At 69.2% G+C, this 16408-nt stretch carries 16 protein-coding genes; 10 read left to right on the forward strand and 6 right to left on the reverse strand.

The window, feature by feature from the left end:
- Positions 1-5: 5 nt before the first annotated feature.
- Positions 6-3158: a DUF3427 domain-containing protein gene (locus tag QZ951_RS10155; RefSeq protein WP_293000451.1), complete on the reverse strand. Its 3153-nt coding sequence runs from the start codon at positions 3156-3158 to the stop codon at positions 6-8.
- A gap of 206 nt (positions 3159-3364) precedes the next feature.
- Here QZ951_RS10155 and QZ951_RS10160 point away from each other — a divergent pair, with 206 nt between their 5' ends.
- The 7 genes from QZ951_RS10160 to QZ951_RS10190 all read left to right on the forward strand — a co-directional run bounded on the left by QZ951_RS10160 (position 3365) and on the right by QZ951_RS10190 (position 8903).
- Positions 3365-3523, forward strand: coding sequence for a DUF2256 domain-containing protein (locus QZ951_RS10160; protein WP_293000452.1), 159 nt, complete (start codon positions 3365-3367; stop codon positions 3521-3523).
- Positions 3524-3670: 147 nt separating this feature from the next.
- Positions 3671-5200 carry a cryptochrome/photolyase family protein gene (locus QZ951_RS10165; protein WP_293000453.1) on the forward strand — a complete coding sequence of 510 codons (1530 nt, stop codon included), beginning with the start codon at positions 3671-3673 and terminating at the stop codon, positions 5198-5200.
- 101 nt (positions 5201-5301) lie between these two features.
- A complete protein-coding gene (locus QZ951_RS10170; RefSeq protein ID WP_293000454.1) occupies positions 5302-6225 on the forward strand; it encodes a DUF1684 domain-containing protein in 924 nt (307 codons plus the stop codon).
- Positions 6226-6306: 81 nt separating this feature from the next.
- A complete protein-coding gene (locus QZ951_RS10175) occupies positions 6307-7056 on the forward strand; it encodes a TetR/AcrR family transcriptional regulator (RefSeq protein WP_293000455.1) in 750 nt (249 codons plus the stop codon).
- Positions 6971-7912, forward strand: a complete 942-nt coding sequence (locus tag QZ951_RS10180) for a metal-dependent hydrolase (RefSeq protein WP_293000456.1) — start codon at positions 6971-6973, stop codon at positions 7910-7912. Before QZ951_RS10175 ends, QZ951_RS10180 begins: the two co-directional genes overlap by 86 nt.
- Positions 7909-8400: a hypothetical protein gene (locus tag QZ951_RS10185; protein WP_293000457.1), complete on the forward strand. Its 492-nt coding sequence runs from the start codon at positions 7909-7911 to the stop codon at positions 8398-8400. The genes QZ951_RS10180 and QZ951_RS10185 overlap by 4 nt, the downstream gene beginning before the upstream one ends.
- Positions 8397-8903, forward strand: coding sequence for a hypothetical protein (locus QZ951_RS10190; protein ID WP_293000458.1), 507 nt, complete (start codon positions 8397-8399; stop codon positions 8901-8903). Before QZ951_RS10185 ends, QZ951_RS10190 begins: the two co-directional genes overlap by 4 nt.
- A 16-nt stretch (positions 8904-8919) precedes the next feature.
- On the opposite strand, the gene QZ951_RS10195 is transcribed toward QZ951_RS10190, so the two are convergent.
- The 4 genes from QZ951_RS10195 to QZ951_RS10210 form a co-directional block, all read right to left on the reverse strand.
- The gene (locus QZ951_RS10195; protein WP_293000459.1) at positions 8920-10161 is read right to left on the reverse strand and encodes a GGDEF domain-containing protein; all 1242 of its coding nucleotides are present in this window, start codon (positions 10159-10161) and stop codon (positions 8920-8922) included.
- Positions 10162-10272: 111 nt separating this feature from the next.
- On the reverse strand, positions 10273-11181 hold the full coding sequence (locus QZ951_RS10200; protein ID WP_293000460.1) for a TIGR01777 family oxidoreductase: 909 nt from the start codon (positions 11179-11181) through the stop codon (positions 10273-10275).
- The gene (gene pdeM, locus QZ951_RS10205) at positions 11169-11909 is read right to left on the reverse strand and encodes a ligase-associated DNA damage response endonuclease PdeM (protein ID WP_293000461.1); all 741 of its coding nucleotides are present in this window, start codon (positions 11907-11909) and stop codon (positions 11169-11171) included. Before pdeM ends, QZ951_RS10200 begins: the two co-directional genes overlap by 13 nt.
- Positions 11910-11934: 25 nt before the next feature.
- Complete coding sequence (locus QZ951_RS10210; protein ID WP_293000462.1) at positions 11935-13560, reverse strand: S8 family serine peptidase; 1626 nt, start codon at positions 13558-13560, stop codon at positions 11935-11937.
- Positions 13561-13644: 84 nt separating this feature from the next.
- Between QZ951_RS10210 and QZ951_RS10215 the strand changes: the two genes are divergently transcribed.
- Both QZ951_RS10215 and QZ951_RS10220 read left to right on the forward strand, forming a co-directional pair.
- Positions 13645-14154, forward strand: a complete 510-nt coding sequence (locus QZ951_RS10215) for an RNA polymerase sigma factor (RefSeq protein ID WP_293000463.1) — start codon at positions 13645-13647, stop codon at positions 14152-14154.
- A 20-nt stretch (positions 14155-14174) separates the two neighbouring features.
- Positions 14175-14900, forward strand: coding sequence for a hypothetical protein (locus QZ951_RS10220; RefSeq protein WP_293000464.1), 726 nt, complete (start codon positions 14175-14177; stop codon positions 14898-14900).
- Positions 14901-14935: 35 nt separating this feature from the next.
- Here the strand turns inward: QZ951_RS10220 and QZ951_RS10225 are convergent, their stop codons facing one another.
- Positions 14936-15844: a hypothetical protein gene (locus QZ951_RS10225; protein ID WP_293000465.1), complete on the reverse strand. Its 909-nt coding sequence runs from the start codon at positions 15842-15844 to the stop codon at positions 14936-14938.
- A 284-nt stretch (positions 15845-16128) separates the two neighbouring features.
- Between QZ951_RS10225 and QZ951_RS10230 the strand changes: the two genes are divergently transcribed.
- On the forward strand, positions 16129-16398 hold the full coding sequence (locus QZ951_RS10230; RefSeq protein ID WP_293000466.1) for a hypothetical protein: 270 nt from the start codon (positions 16129-16131) through the stop codon (positions 16396-16398).
- The last annotated feature ends 10 nt before the right edge of the window (positions 16399-16408 follow it).

A 16408-nucleotide genomic window follows, 5' to 3' on the forward strand; every position in this document is an offset into this window, starting at 1 on the left:
TGGTGTCAGTTGCCTTTCAACAAAGAATAGGCGCTGAACAATCGCGCGGGCAGCGGGATTTGCAGCCGCCAGACCAAGGTCATCGGCCGGTCGCCTTCGCAGCTTTCGAGCTGCAGCGGGCCGCAGGCGCGATACGGATCGCCCGGCTTTTCGCGGACGAAGAGTTGGTACTGCCAACCATTGCCGGGGCTTTCGAGGTAGCGGCGGCCGACCGGTGTATCCGGCCCTGCGCTGTTCTGGGTTTGCCAGTGAAAGCGATCCGGGCTGATCGCGTAGTCGTGATAGCGAACGCCCGCGTGGTAGCCCTGCGACTTGTCGATGGTGACGAACAGCAGTTCCGTGCGCCGCGACGGCAGCGCGAGCAAGCCAGCCTGAAACGGGGTGCGCTGCGCGCTGGTGAGCCAGCCGACGGCGGTCAGGATTTCGCGGATGCCGTAGGCGGCGTGCAGGCATAGCGGCAGGTCTTCAAGCCCAGGGATCGGAGTGACTGCAAGACTTGAGCGCGACTGCAGCAGATCGACCAGTTCGAGCAGATCGCTCGCGACCGCGGGATTTCCCGCGAGCCGCTGAGCAAACGCAGCCGGATCGCCGGTTTGCGTGTGCTGACTGTCGATCTGGTACGCCAGCATCTGGGCAACCGCCGGATCGACACCCTCTGCTGAACGGCGAGCGGCAATCTGCGCAAAGCCATCGAGGCGGATCGGGTCGTCGACATGCAGTAGTGCGGCGAAACGGCGGCTGAAGTACGCCTCTTCCGGGCCAGGCTCGGATAGCAGCAGTCCGACCTCGCGCTTGAGGCTGGTCCAGCCGCTGTGCGGGCCGTTGGTCGCGCCGCTGCGATACACCTCGTCCACGGTCAGCGCCTGATCGTGCAGAAACGAGCCCAGCGTCGGATGCTGTCGGCCGCGCAACGCGACCCAACTTGCCAGTTCATTCTGCAGGCGTCGCCACGATTGCCGACTCAAGCCCCGCAGCGCCGCCAGCACCTGCTCGCGCGTCTGGCGTTGCAGGTGAATGTGGCAACCGGGCGGCAAGCTGCCGAAGCCATGCTCGACGCTGTCTTGTAGCGCGGCGCGCGTGAGACCGGTCAGGCTGCCGAGCAGGCGATCGAAGCGGAAATCGACCCGATGCTGACCCACGAAATCGAGCACGAGGCAGCTTTCCTTCTGCGTCTGCGGCGACAGGCGCAAGCCGCGGCCGATCTGCTGCTGGAACAGCACCGGGCTCTGCGTCGGGCGCAGCAGCAGCAAGGTATCGACCATCGGCAGGTCGATGCCTTCGTTGTACAGATCAACGGTGACGATCGCGCACAGCTCGCCGTTGGCCAACTGCTGCGGCGCGCGGCGACGCAGTTCCGGATCGCTGCTGCCGACGACGCAGGCGGCTGGCAGCCCCGCCGCATTCAATCGAGCCGCCATGAACTCGGCATGGGCGACGGAAACGCAGAACACCAGCGCCCTGGAACGGCGCGGGTCGGCGGTCAGGCGCCGCCATTCGTTGACCACCAACCGAGCACGAACGTCATTGGCGCTGATCAGCCTGTCGAGTGCGTCGCGTTCGCCGGCGCGGTCCCACGGCACGCTGGAGAAATCAGTGTCGTCATCGCAGGCGTAGTACTCGAATGGCGCCAGCAACTGCTGATCGAGCGCGTGCCACAGGCGCATTTCGACGGCGGGGCTGCCGTCCGGCTTCATGTCGAAGTACGGCGCCAGCAACTGTCCATCGTGGCGTTCCGGGGTTGCCGTCAGGCCGAGCAGCACGCGTGGCTGCACGGCGCGCGCCAGACGATCGAAGCCGGTGGCGACGATGTGGTGGCATTCGTCGATGACCACGGTATGCCAGTAATCCGCGCCGAAGCGCGCGATCAGATCGCGACTGTTGACGGTCTCGACCGTCGCGAACAGATGGTCGTGCCGCGCAGGCGCTTCACCGCCGTGCAGCAGTTCGCCAAACTGCGGATCGCGCAGCACTTCGCGAAAGCTGCGGCGCGCCTGCACGAGGATTTCCCGGCGGTGCGCGACGAACAGCAGCCGGGGCTGTCCGCCTGCCAACGCGCAACTTCGGCGGTAATCGAACGCGGCAATCATGGTCTTGCCGGTGCCGGTCGCCGCGACCACCAGGTTGCGCAGCCGGCCAAGTCGCCGCTCAGCGGCCAGCTGATCCAGCATGTCCTGCTGGTAGACCTTCGGGTTCAGTTCGAAGAAGTGCTGCGGCGCGTCGACATCCGGGCGATCACTGCCGGACTCCGCGCGCAAGGCCGCCCGCAAGCGCGTGCGATGCGCGTCGTTCGCCGGGTCGTAAGGCTCGAACTCGGGATCGGCCCACAACGTCTCGTAATGCGCGGCCGCGCGATCGAACAGGGCCGCCTGCGCGCGCTCGGTGAACTTGACCGTCCACTCCAGCCCGCCCGTCATGGCTGCGCCCGACAGATTGGCGCTGCCGACATACGCCGAGCCGAATCCCGTTGCGCGCCGGAACAGCCAGGCCTTGGCGTGCAGGCGGGTGCGGCGACCATCGAGCGATACCCGCACTTCGCAACCCGGAAGCTGCGCCAGCGTGTCGAGCGCCTGCGCGTCGGTGGCGCCGGTATAGGTCGTGGTCAGAATCCGCAGCCGGGTCGCCGCCCGGCCGTTGGCCGATACCGCCGTGATCTGCTGCAAGACGTCGACCAGCTTGCGCACACCGGACACGGTGATGAAGCTGACGAGAATGTCGACGTGATCGGCGCTGGCCAGTTCATGCCGCAATTCCTGCAGCAGCGACGGCGAACCCTTGCCGGCCGTGAACAGCCACGGCAACGCCAGACCCAGCGCCGGCGCTTGCGGAAACTGGCGATCGCGCCGGATCGATTTCAGCACCGCGCCCGGTGACACCACCGGATCCACCAGACTGGCGGCATCGCGCGTGCTCGCCGCAGCGGCCAACCGATCACGAATCGCGACCAGCGTGTCATTGGTCAGCGCCAGCTGTGCCTGAAGCTTGTCGTCGCCGTCGCCCGGCAGTTCGTCGAGCACGGCGCGCAGCTGGCGGCCGATGACATCCCCGAGCCATTCCGCCGCGTGCTCGCGCAGCGCCTTCAGCTCCGCGTGCTCGGCATGGATCTGCTGTTGCAGATGCTCGGTCAGCAGCAAGTCGTAAAGGCCGTCGGGACGGGTCATCGGGGATCGTGGGTCGACGCTTGAAGGGTGCCGGCTGGCACCGTGCCAGCGATGATCACGGAAGCACCGGATCACGGCCAGGTCGCGATCACGTTGCAGCAACGGCGACTGTGGGCTTGATCACAACGCACGCGATCACACCCGCGCCCGTCCACGCCACCACCTCGGGCACAATGCGTCCGGTCCCTGCCATCCCTGCGCGTCCGATGGTTCACCGCAAGCGGCATCTGCCCGAGAAGACCTGCGTCGTCTGCCAGCGGCCGTTCGCGTGGCGCAAGAAGTGGGAGAAGGTGTGGGATGAGGTGCGCTACTGTTCCGACGCCTGCCGCGCGCGGCGGGGCAGTGCGAAGTCGCCGCCGGTCTGAGCGCTGAGCTGTCTGCGCTGGCGCGCGTCGCCCGGCGTGGCCGCCGCGCGAGCCGCACAAATTCTGCCCAGTCGACCGTTCGCTGCGCGCCATCCGGCGGCTGCGCGAGGTCGGCGCCCGATCACTTGAATTGCGCCCTTGCCTGCCATGCGAAACCTCGTCGTCGTCCTCGGTGACCAACTGGACGAAGCATCCGCCGCCTTCGATGGCTTCGACCCGGCGCAGGACCGCGTCTGGATGTGCGAAGCGCCGTCGGAGGCCACCTATGTCTGGAGCCACAAGACGCGCATCGCGATCTTCCTGTCGGCGATGCGGCATTTCCGCGACGTGCTGACGGCGCGTGGCTGGACGGTGGACTACCACGCCACCGGCACGCATCCCCATGCCACGCTGGCGGACGCGTTGGCCGAGTCGATTGCGGCCCGGAAGCCGAAAGGCGTGGTCGTGGTCGAGCCGGGCGAATGGCGGCTGGCACGTGATCTCGAGCGGGTCTGCGCGGAGGCCCAGCGGCCGCTGGAAGTGCGGATCGATCGGCACTTCATCACCACCGTGGCCGAGTTCACGGCGTGGATGGGCGCCCGCAAGCAGCCGCGGATGGAGCATTTCTATCGCGCCGTTCGTAGCCGCACCGGCGTGCTGATGGACGCCGATGGTCAGCCCGAGGGCGGCGAGTGGAACTACGACCACGACAACCGCGAGGCCTTCGGCAAGAACGGGCCGGGTTTCGTACCGAAGCCCGCGCGCTTCCTGCCCGATGCGCTCACTGCCGAGGTGCTGGCGATGGTCGCCGAGCGCTATGCCGATCATCCCGGCGAGCTGCAGCATTTCGACTGGCCGGTGACGCGGGCCGATGCCCTGATCGCGCTTGAGGATTTCATCGCGCATCGCCTCGGGCCGTTCGGGCCGTTCGAGGACGCGGTGTGGGATACCGAGCCGCTGCTGTATCACTCGCGGCTGTCCGCGGCGATGAACCTGAAGCTGCTGAACCCGCGCGAGGTGATCGACGCGGCGATTGCGGCGTATCACGCGAAGCAGGCGCCGATTGCCAGTGTCGAGGGCTTCGTGCGGCAGATCATCGGCTGGCGCGAGTACGTGCGCGGCCTGTACTGGTGGCACATGCCGCAGTACCTCGACGACAACGCGCTCGACGCGCAGCAGGATCTGCCGAAGCTGTACTGGACCGGCGATACCGAGATGAACTGCCTGAAGCATGTCGTGCGCGACACGCTGGCCCACGGCTACGCGCATCACATCCAGCGGCTGATGATCACCGGCCTGTTCGCGCTGCTGTTCGGGGTGAAGCCAAAGGCGGTGCACGCCTGGTATCTCGCGGTCTATGTCGACGCCGTGGAGTGGGTCGAAGTGCCGAACACCATCGGCATGAGCCAGTTCGCCGACGGTGGCCTGATGGGCTCCAAGCCGTACATCGCCAGCGGCAAGTACATCGACAAGATGACGAACTACTGCAAGGGCTGCCGCTTCGACCCTGCGGTGAGCACCGGCCCAAAGGCCTGTCCGTTCACGACCCTGTACTGGGATTTCCTAGATCGCCACCGCGAGCGCTTCGCCGGCCATCCCCGGCTGGTGATGCAGGTGCGCAACCTCGAGCGGCTGAAGCCCGATGCGGTGGCCGCGATCCGGCGCGAGGCCGAGGGGCTGCGCCGCACGCTGGTCTGAGGATTCACGACAGCGCCAAACGGTATTGGCAGCCGGCGGCGGGCCGGACGATGCTTTCGGGGTCCATCGGCCGATCCATCGGCCCTTCCCGGAGCCTTTCGATGCGCCTGACACCGCTTGCCCTGACCCTCGCCTGTGCGGCGATCGTCACCCTGACCGCCGGTCCCGTCGCGGCCGCGCCCGCAGCGACCGATACCGCGTACCGCCAGCAGATCGAGAAACTGCGGGCGGACCGCGAAACCCAGCTCAAGCAGCCGGACGCCTGGCTGGCGCTGATTGGCCGGCACTGGCTGGTGCCGGGCGTCAGCACCGTCGGCAGCGCCGCCGACAATGCCGTGGTGCTGGCCAAGGGGCCGGCGCATCTCGGCAGCGTCGACTGGACCCCGAACGGCGAGGTGCGGCTGACCCTGCTGCCGGAGGCGAACGCGACGATCGACGGCGACGCGAAGACCAGCGCGGTGCTGGTCAGCGACATCCACGAAGACCGGCCGCCGACCCAGGTGCGCTTCGGCAGCACGAACTTCCATCTGATCGAACGCGGGGACCGGCGTGCGCTGCGCGTGTTCGATCCGGACTCCGAGATCCTGCGCAACTTCACCGGCATCGAGTATTTCCCGATCGACCCGTCGTGGCAGGTGACCGCGCGCTGGGTGCCGTTCGATCCGCCGCGCGAGCTGAAAGTGACGAATCAGATCGGGCAGGTCACGGTCGAGAAGGTGCTGGGCAAGGCCGTGTTCGAACGCAACGGCCAGACCTTCGAGCTGACGCCGATTCCGGATGGCTCCGAACCGGGGCTGTTCTTCGTGATGGCCGATCGCACCAGCGCTCGCGAGACCTACGGCGGCGCGCGTTTCCTCAACGCCGAGCCGCCGAAGGACGGTCGGGTGACGCTCGATTTCAACCTGGCGCGCAACCCGCCGTGCGCGTTCACGCCGTACACCACTTGCCCGCTCGCGCCGAAGGAAAACCGCCTGAAGATCGCCGTGACCGCCGGCGAGAAGAAATATCGCGGCGGGCCGCACTGACACGAGGCCGGCGCGATCGCCCGCTTCGATTGCGAGCGATAACTGTTGACACTGTTACGTTAACAGCGTCAGCATGTGGGCATGGCTCGAAACCGACAGTCCGACGACGTGCGCGCGAAGAAGCGCGACGACATTCTCGACAGCGCGATGGCGGTGTTCGAGAAGCACGGCGGTCTGGAAGCGCTGAGCTTCCGCCGGCTGGCCACCGAGATGGACCTGAGCTACTCGGCGCCGTACCGCTACTTCGCCGACAAGGATGAGCTGGTCAACGCGCTGCGGGCGCGCGCGTTCCGCTGGATCGAGCAGGCGATGCGCGACGCCATCGCCGGGATCGACGATCCCGAAGCGCAGCTCGAAGCGCTGGCCGCGGCCTACATCCGCAGCGGCATCGAGCGGCCGGATCGCTACGCGCTGATGTTCTTCAAGCTCGACGACACCGACATCGCCCGCCGCTCGATCGAGCTGAAAGCCGCGCGCCGCGACGCGCTGGATGTCTGCCGACAGGCGATCGCCGCCGGCCAGGCCTGCGGCCAGCTGCCGGACCGGGTTGATCCGCTGACCGCCGCGCACCTGTTCTGGATTGGCGCGCATGGCCTGGTCTCGCTGCAGGTCGCCGGCCAGTTCGTCATGGGCCGCGACCTGCCGGTGCTGGTCCCGACCCTGATCCGCTGCCTGCGGGCCGGACTTGAACATTTCGACGAGACGCCGGCCACACGGCGCGCATCCGTCAACGAGGAGAGCCTCCATGTCGCAAACCCTGACACCGCCGGCCGCCGCCCATCCGATCCCTCAGCCGACGCCAAGACGCATCCCGTTCGAATTCCCCGATGACCTGAACCCGCAGTGGAAGCCGGACGATCCCGAGTTCTCGGCGATGGTCAACGGCGCCTCGCTGGTGATGCCGTATCTGGAGCCGTTCCTGATCCGCACCGTGCGCGAAGCGCTGCCGCAGATCGGCGACCCGGAAGTGGCCGACAGCGGCCGCGCGTTCAACACGCAGGAACAGCATCACTATCAGGCGCATCGCCGCTTCAACGAGCTGCTGAAGCGCAGCCGTTATCCGGAGCTGACGGAGATCGAAGCCGACATGGCCGCGTCTTACGCGCGGCTGGCCAAGCGCTCGCTGCGCACGCGCATGGCCTACACCGCCGGCTTCGAAGCGATGACCCTCGGCGTCACCCGCTGGCTGGTGGAATCCCGGCAGCAGTTGTTTGGCGGCTCCGATACCCGCGTGGCCTCGTTCATCCTCTGGCACTTCGTCGAGGAATCCGAGCACAAGTGCGTGGCCCACGACGTCTATCAGGCGCTGTACGGCGGTGGCCTCGGCAGCTATCTGGTGCGTGCGCGCGGCGTGCTGCACGGCTCGCTCGACGTGATGTGGTATTCGATGCGCGGCTACCGGTTGATCCTGAAGAAAGAAGGCCTGTGGTACCGGCTGTCGTCGCGCCTGCGGCTCGCCCGCCGCCTTGGCAGCTTCGTTCGCCACGTCGGCCCGTACCTGCTGCGCGCCATGCTGCCCGGCCACGATCCCCGCGAGGAAGCGAATCCGGTCTGGGTCGATGACTGGATCGCCGGCCATGCCGCCACCGGCGACGACCAGGTACCGCTGCTCGACACCCGGCATCCGGACATCCCGGTGCCGTTTGCAAGCCGAGCATCGATTGCCCCCGACGGGCTGCCTGCGTGACGCCGACGGATGACCTGAAGCCGCTGCGCCGCCTGCTGATCGGCCACGGCGCCCTGCTGCTCTTCACCGGCGGCGTGATCGGCTTCGGCTTCCTGTTCCACCTGATCGGCGCGATCAAGCTGTGGCCGTTTCCGGGCGTGATCGACTTCCAGATGCCCGGCAGCTACAAGGCCTGGCGCATGTCGCATCTGGAAGCGCTGATGAACGGCTCGATCATCTGGTTGATCGCCGCACTGCTGCCGCATCTGCCGTTCACCATCGCCGGCCTGCGTCGCATCACGTGGGGGATCATCGTCACCGGATGGACGCTCGTGGCAGGCTCGATGTGCGATGCGCTGTTTCCCGACAGCCGCGGGCTGGCCGCCAATTCGGTACTGACCAACAACATCGCGTTCGGGCTGTTCTACATCGGCATCCTGATCGTCATGGCGATCCTCGCGCTGATCGCGTGGCGTTCGCTGCGCCCCGAGCCGCCATCGTCGTCATGAGCCCAGCCCTGCTGACACCTGCCGAGCGCGGCCGTCTGATCCTGCTGATGCATGGGGCTGCGATCGGCGTGATCGGGCTGGTCTCCGGCTTCGGGCTGGTGTTCTCGATTCTCGACGCCTGGCATGTCTGGCCGCTGACCTTGCCGATCCACCTGCCGGTGCCCGGCAGCGAGCACGGCTGGCGTGTCGCGCATGTCGCCGGCGTGCTCAACGGCATGCTGATGATGCTCGGCGGCCTGGCACTGGTGCCGACGGCACCCGGTCCGAGCGCGCAGCGCTGGATCGTCGGCGGGTTGGTCTGGACCGGCTGGGGCAATACCGTGTTCTTCCACCTGGCCAACGTCTCGAGCAACCGTGCGCTGTCAGCCGGCAGCACGCGACTCGGCGAGGCCGATGCGGCCGGCATGCTCGGCTACCTGATCGGCGCGAGCACCATTCCGTTCACCATCGTGGCGCTGGCGCTGCTCGGTCTGGCCGCCGCGCGCCAGCTTCGGCCGCGCTGATCGCGGCGCGACGTCGTCAAGCGGCGAGACCGCCGTCGCCATTGCCGTCGGACGGCGCGGCCCGATCCGACAACGGTTTCGACGCCGTCACCGTACCGCCGACGCTGCGCAGCCGCCGCCGATGCAGCGCTTCCGACCACTCGCGCACCACCATCTGGCTGCCGCCGATGCGCTTGACCAGCATCGACAGCGCATCGGCCCGCTGGATCAGCTCGTCCTGCTGCAGCCAGGGGCCGGGACGGCGCACGATCATCACGCCGAGCGAGGCCGAGGTGCGGGCGACGCCGGCCGCGCCTTCGCCGAACTGCAGCGAGATGTCGCGCGTGGCCTCGTGCAGCGACTCGGCGATGCGGTACAGATCCTCGATCTCCGGCGCCACGCAGATCACCGCGAACTCGTCGCCGCCGAGTCGGGCCACGACATCGGTGCTGCGCCGCGCGACCGACTGCAGCCGCCGCCCGACTTCGCACAGCGCGGCATCGCCGGCCTCGTGGCCGAAGGCGTCGTTGATCGGCTTGAACTTGTCGAGATCGAGCATCATCACGGCCAGATGCTGGCTTTCGCGCCAGGCAATGTGGATCGCGGCTTCAAGGCCCTGATGCATGCCGCGGCGATTGGCGAGCCCGGTCAGCGAATCGGTCGTGGCCAGGGTCTTCAGCGTCAGCTGCGCGACGAACTGCGTGCGCTGCGACAGGTTGATCCAGTAGCGGCCGGCAAGGCCGATGGCATTGATCGCGGCCATCACGAACGCCGCCCGGGCGATGGCGACGGTGCTGGCACCCGCCGTCATCGAGATCGCCAGTGGCAGCCCCATGCCGATCACCAGCCCGGCCACCGCGGCCGTGCGCTGCGTGAGCCCGGCGAACAGGTAGCAGAACGCCAGCTGCACGATGACGAATTCCTGCATGTACGGCTCGTTGTCGCCGGGCAGGGTGTGCAGCGCGCTCAGCACCACCCACATCAGCCCGTTGACCGCGACCAGAAGGCCGCGCAGGTGCTCGCCGGGCGCTGGCGCACCGCGCACCATGCGGATGGTCAGCACCACGCACTGCAGCAGCACGAAGCCGACGGCGCCATTGACCGCAGACCACGCGAAGCGCCCTTCGAACAGGAAATGCTCGGCCAGCAGTGCGAGCGCGAACATCAGGCAGCCGCTCAGGTACGACGCGCGCAGCATCCGCTGGTTTTCGCTTTCGGTGAACGCCCGAAAGCGCGCGCTGATTTCGCTGGTCACTGCGGCATCGCCGGACTCGATCACGAGGAGGCGTTTTCGATAGAGGAGGTCGATGCCATTATCGACAGGCGATCCCGGACGGCGATGCGGGACGGACGGACGGCGGCCATCCGTGGCCCGGTCGGCGGGCGCTGATCAGGCCGCTCGGCCGAGGACATCGCGCAGCGCCGCGTCGAGCGTCGGGAAGCGGAACGCGAAGCCCTGATCGAGCGCCGCCTGCGGAATCACCCGTTGCCCGGTCAGCAGGATTTCGGCCATTTCGCCGACGATCATCTTCAGCGCGAAACCCGGCATCGGCAGGAACGCCGGGCGGCTCAGCACGCGGCCGAGCGTCTTCGCGAACTCGGCATTGGTCACCGGTTCCGGCGCGGTGCCGTTGTACGGGCCGGCGGCAACGTCGCGCTCGATCAGGAAGCGGATCAGCGCGACCAGATCGGCCCGGTGCACCCAGCTCATCCACTGCTTGCCGGAGCCCATCGGCCCGCCGCCGCCGAGGCGGAACGCCGGCAGCATCTGCGCCAGCGCGCCGCCACCGGCCGGGCCATCCGGCCCGAGCACGATGCCGGTGCGGAGCGTGCAGACGCGCACGCCGAGGGCCGCGGCCTTCTCGGCCTCGGCCTCCCAGTCCCGGCACAGCGTGGCGGAGAAGTCGTCGCCGGCCGGCTCGCGTTCGGTCAGCTTTTCATCGCCATGCGGGCCGTACCAGCCGATCGCCGAGCCGGACACCAGCACCTTCGGCTTCACCGGCAGGCGGCTGATCCACTCGACCAGCCGCCGCGTGGTGTCGATGCGCGACGTGCGGAAGCCCATCTTGGTGACGGCGTTCCAGCGCGCGCCGCCGAGGCTGGCGCCGGCGAGATTGACCACGGCATCGACCGGCTCGGCCTTGGCCAGATCGCGGATCGCTTTCGCGCCGTTCGGCACGCGGTTGCCGGCCGAGGTGATTTCGCGCGTCAGCACGGTGACGGCGTGGCCATCGGACAGCAGCGAAGCGGCCAGCTCGCGGCCGATGAAGCCGGTACCGCCGGTGATCAGGACATGCATGGCGCGGGTGCCTCGAAGGAATCGCCGGACTGTAGCCGAACCACGCCGTCCGGCGTGACCGCGATCACCGTGTCCGTGCCTGCCGGCACCACCGGCCAGCCGCCGGTGAAGCTGCCGAACGACGGCAGCACGCCGATGCGCTCGGCGTGGCGGAACCAGAACACCGGCAGTCGCGCCGAGTCGCGCCGCGAACGCAGCCGCACCACAGGGTGCAGGTGCCCGGCCAGCACGAAGCCGCGGGCGTCGCTCGCCGGCTCGTGCGCGAACACGAACGGCGGCTGATGCTGCTGGCCAGCGATCCAGTCGATCCGCCACGCGGCCGGCAGGCGCTCGATCTGGCGATCGTGATTGCCGACGATGGCGCGGATTTCGAGCTGCGGATGCGCCTGCCGGAACGCTTCGATCGCGGCGATCGCCGGTTCGCTCGCGGTCAGCGCGGTGTGGAACAGGTCGCCGAGGATCACCAGACGCTGCACGTCATGCGCGCGCAGCAGGCGGTCGAGCCGGTCGAGATCGGTCCGCGTCGCGCCGCTCGGCACCGGCACGCCGGCGCGGCGGAACGCGGCCGCCTTGCCCAGATGCACGTCGGCGACGATCAGGCAGCGCTGCCGCGGCCACAGCAGCGCGCGGTCGGCCAGCGGCAGCAGCGTTTCGCCGGCAACGCGGAGCGCGTCGCCGGCAGCGGCGGTGGCGCCGGGAAAAGTCGCCTGCGGGGCGAGCGGGGTCATCCGCTTCGGGATCGCGGAGAAAGGTCTAGGGCGATGATGCCCCGGGTCGCGCGACGGCAGGCGCCGGGTCGAGCGGAATCGCGCCCCAGCCGTAGACCGGATCGCGGCCGGTCGGGCCGAGATCGCGGGCGGCGTGGCGCAGTTCGGCCAGCACCACGTTCGGCGGCGGCATGCGGCCATCGGCACGCGGGCGGGTCAGGCGATCGGCAATCACCGCGGCCACTTCCGACGCCGCGAACGAGGTGCCGGACACCGGCTGCGAATCGTACGAGCCGGCCTGGCTGACGACATTGACGCCCGGTGCGGCGAAGCTGATGTAGTCGCCGCGGTTGGCGCGCCGGTAGACCTCGTCGCGGTCGTTGATCGCGGTCACCGCGATGACGCCGGGATACGCGGCCGGATAGACCGGCGCGGCGGCCGGGCCGCTGTTGCCGGCGGCGGCGACCACGGTGATGCCGCTTTCGATCGCACGCCGCACCAGCAGCGCCATCACCGCGTTGTCCGGCCCTTCGATGCTGATGTTGATCACCGGCACGCGCTCGGCCATCAGCCAGGCGATGGCGCCGGCGACGGCATCGGTCGGCGCGACCAGACGGTTGTCGCCATCGGCGCCGAAGACATCGGCGACCGCGAGCGGCGCGCCCTGCCGCATCGCCCGCTCGGCCACCAGCGTGCCGTGCGCGCGCGGGATGTAGGTCGCGCCGGCGAAGGCCTGTCGCCGGACCACGGCGCGCGCCAGCCCCGGCGTGCGGGTGTCGACTCCGGTATCGAGGATGCCGATCGCGCGCCGCACCTCGGCCGCGCTCTGCGTCGCGCCGGCCGCCGCGTTCGGCAGCGCCGGCGCCACCGCGGCCGCCGACGCGCCCGCCTGCGACGGCCGGAAGATGTGATTCGGCGCGACACTGGCCGTCGGCCGCAGCAGCTGCAGGCGCTCGACCGTCTTCTCGATGTTCTGGCCGGCCGGGACCGCCACGCGCAGCAGCGCTTCGCGGCCCGCGCCGAACGATTGCGCGTTGCGCACGGTGTAGCCGGCGGCGCGCACGGCGGCGGCGGCTTCGCTGCGATCGATCACCAGCACTTCGCCCGGCAGCCGCTCGCGGCCATCGAGACCGCGCTCGACGAGGTAACGCTCGCCGCCATCGCGGCCGGCCGATTCGATCCGTTCCTTCGCCGCTTCCCGTGACGCGTCTTCGGCGTCCTTGGCGGCATCTTCCTCGGCGTCGGCCTGCGCCTTGGCGGCATCCTCGGCGATCTTCGCCGCTTCCTTGCGGCTGTCGGCGTCGGCCTTGGCGGCGTCTTCGGCGCGCTTGGCGTCGTTCTTCTGGGCTTCGTTCTGGGCGTCCTTTTGGCCGTCCTTCTGGGCGGCGTCGGCCTTCGCGGAGCCGCCTCCGGAGGCCTTGCCGGCCGATTCGGCGGACCGTCGGGTATCGCCGCCGCTGTCCCGGCTGCGCCGGGCGGCCTCGTCGGCCGTGCGTCGGGACTCGCGATCGCGGCTGTCGTCACGGCTGCGCTCGCTGCCGCCGCCGGTTCGAAGCTCGCGATCCTCGCGGATGTCGCGGTCCGCCCGGGCCGGCGGCGAGGTCAGCGGGATGGCGGTCGCGGCGAGCAGCGCGATCGCGCAGCGGCCGAACGGGCGTGAAAACTTGTTCATGCAGGGGTCCTCGACCAATCGTCAGGCAGCGCGGGAATAAACTGCCGCGTCGTTCGTTGTCCCGTCGAGCCACAGGTAGTGCGCATGTCCGATTTCCGGGTCCAGCTGGTGGGTTTGTTGCCGCGTCTGCGCCGTTTTGCGCTGACCTTGAGCACCACCGCGCACGACGCCGACGATCTGGTGCAGGGCGCCGTCGAACGGGCGCTGCGCCATGCCGATGCCTGGGAACCGGGCACCGCGCTGGACAGCTGGATGTACCGCATCGTGCAGAACCTGTGGCGCGACGAACTGCGGGCGCATCGGCGCCGCGCGGAACCACTGGACGATGTCACCGAAGTCATGGGCGAAGACGGACGCGAGGTCAATCTGAACCGGATCCAGTGGGACGAGGCCCGCGCCGCGATGAACGGCCTGCCAGAGGACCAGCGCGTGGTGCTGACCTTGGTCGTGCTCGATGGCCTGTCGTACCAGCAGGCGGCCGAGACGCTCGACGTGCCGATCGGCACGGTGATGAGCCGGCTGTCGCGCGCCCGCGCACGGATGGCCGAGCGGCTCGGCGGCAGTACCGTGGTGCCGCTGAAGGCAGGTCGCTGACAACCGGGAGTAAGGCGGCAATGGAACCGATGATCGAACTGAATGACGAGACGCTGTCCGCCTATCTCGATGGCGAACTCGACGCTGCGCAGGTACCGGCGTTCGAGGCGGCGCTGGCGGCCGATGCCGGCGCGCGCCTGCGCCTGGAACGCATGCGCCTGGCCGATGCCCGGCTGCGCGCTGCGTTTCCGATCGCCGCGTCCGGTCAGGACGATCCGCTGGCCGCGCGCATCCTGCGCCATGCGCCGGACGCCCCCCGTGCCCGGCCGGAAGCCCCGCGCCGCGCGGCCCGGCAGCGCCGGCCGCAAACCTTGATGGCGCTCGCCGCCGGCCTCGCGGCACTCGCGGTTGGCGTACTGGTGCTGAACCGGGAAGTCGCGGTGACCGGCCTCGACCCGGCGCTGACCGCCGCCCTCGACCAGCTTCCGAGCGGTGGCAGCCGGCGCGATGGCGATGCCAGCACCCGGCTGGTGCTGAGCTTCAGGGCCGACGATGGCCGCTGGTGCCGCGTGTTCGAGCAGCAGACCGCGGCCCATCACCGCGAAGGCCTGGCCTGCACCGCCGGCGACGGATGGCAGGTGCTGGCGCTCGACGAGCAGGCGAGTGACGCCGGCAGCCTGCGTCCAGCCGGGGCCAGCCCGCGGATCGACGCGCTGATGAACCAGCTCGGCAGCGCGCCGGTGCTGGAAGCGGCCGACGAGCAGGCCCGCATCGCCAGCCGCTGGCGCCCGGACCCCGCGCGCTGAATCCGCGCGCGGCGCCGGGGCTTGCGCCGCGTCGATCAGAGCCGGTATTGCCACGACAGGCTGAAGCCGGCCGCATAGTCCGGGCTGCCGTTCGACAGGCCGCGGCTGGCGAACAGGCTGGTCTGCCAGGCCTTGCCGATCAGCACGCCGAGGTTGATCTCGACGTTGCGGCTGTCGACACCCAGCGGCACCGCCGCCTGGCGCCAGTTGTACAGCGCGCCCAATTCGACCGCCGAGCCGAGGTTCAGCCAGCCGCCGCCGCTCCACTGCCAGCCATCGCGGCGCTGCAGGGTCGCAGTGCTGCCGAGGAAACGGCGGGCGCCGCTGACATACAGCCCGCCGGCGCGGCCGACGTAGCCGATCTCCGAGCCGGCCTGATAGTCGGTGGCGCCGACCCCTAGACCATCGCTGGCCTTGCCGGTCGCGAACTTCACGCGACCGACCACATCGAGATAGACCGGCGAGCCGCCGATCGCGTTGAACGAGCGCGTCACCGACAGCGTGGCATCGCCGATGCCCGACACGCTGCGGTTGTCGGGAAACGAGTTGCCGCCGCCGTTGTCGTCGCTGCCGCCGCCGCCCGAACCGCCGGAGCCGCCGGACGATCCGGAGCTGCCGGAACTGCCGCTGGACCCGCTGTTCGAGCCGCCGTTGTCGTCGACGAAGATGGTGACATCGGCCGGGCCGCGCACGGTCAGGTACGGCACGGTGGCGCGGAACGACCAGTCGCCGAGGCGCAGACGGGCCGACAGCGGCACCACCAGCACATCGGTCGTGGTCGGGCCGCCGAAGTCGCCGGAGGAATAGTCGGCGCCGGTGGCCAGTTGGAAGCTGTTCGCGGCGAGGGCCGCCGGGCTGCACAGGCTGGCGGCGGCCAGCACGGCCGCGCTTGCGGCCGCGATGGCTGCGTCGGTGCGGCGAGTAGAGGTCAGGAAGGACTGCATGCGATCTCCGAAGGCTGGTGGCGCGGGCGTCCCGTTCGGGACCGCTGCCGCGGGTTGGTTCGTGAACGAAGGATCGGACCGCACGCGTGTCCCCTCGGGATTCCGCCGGGTCGAGCGCGCCACTATCGGCCGCGTTCGCCAAAGCTTGAATGCCGTCGGAATAAACGCCCGTCCGGTCCGTTGTCTCGATGAGCGCCGCGGAACCAAGTCCTGGCCGGGATCGTCCGCTGCGCTCGTCCCACATCCATCGGTCACACCCACATCACCGCCATTCGGAGCACACCATGAAGCTCAAGCACATGCTCGTCACCACCGTCATCGCGCTGGTCGGCATCAGCACCGCCCAGACCGCGATGGCCCGCGAGATCGGCGAACGTCCGCGTCACGAGGATCGCCGCAGCGATCGCCAGTCCGATCGGCAGTCGGATCGTCAGGCCGATCGCCAATCCGATCGACAGTCCGACCGTCGCGCCGAGCCGGGCGATGACCGCGGCGGCCGCAATCCGCGTGACGGCCGCACCGAGCCGGGTGACGACCGTCGCGGCGGTCGCTGATTGCCGGTTC

This window comes from Nevskia sp., from assembly GCF_021732705.1.
In the GTDB taxonomy this organism is placed as follows: domain Bacteria; phylum Pseudomonadota; class Gammaproteobacteria; order Nevskiales; family Nevskiaceae; genus Nevskia.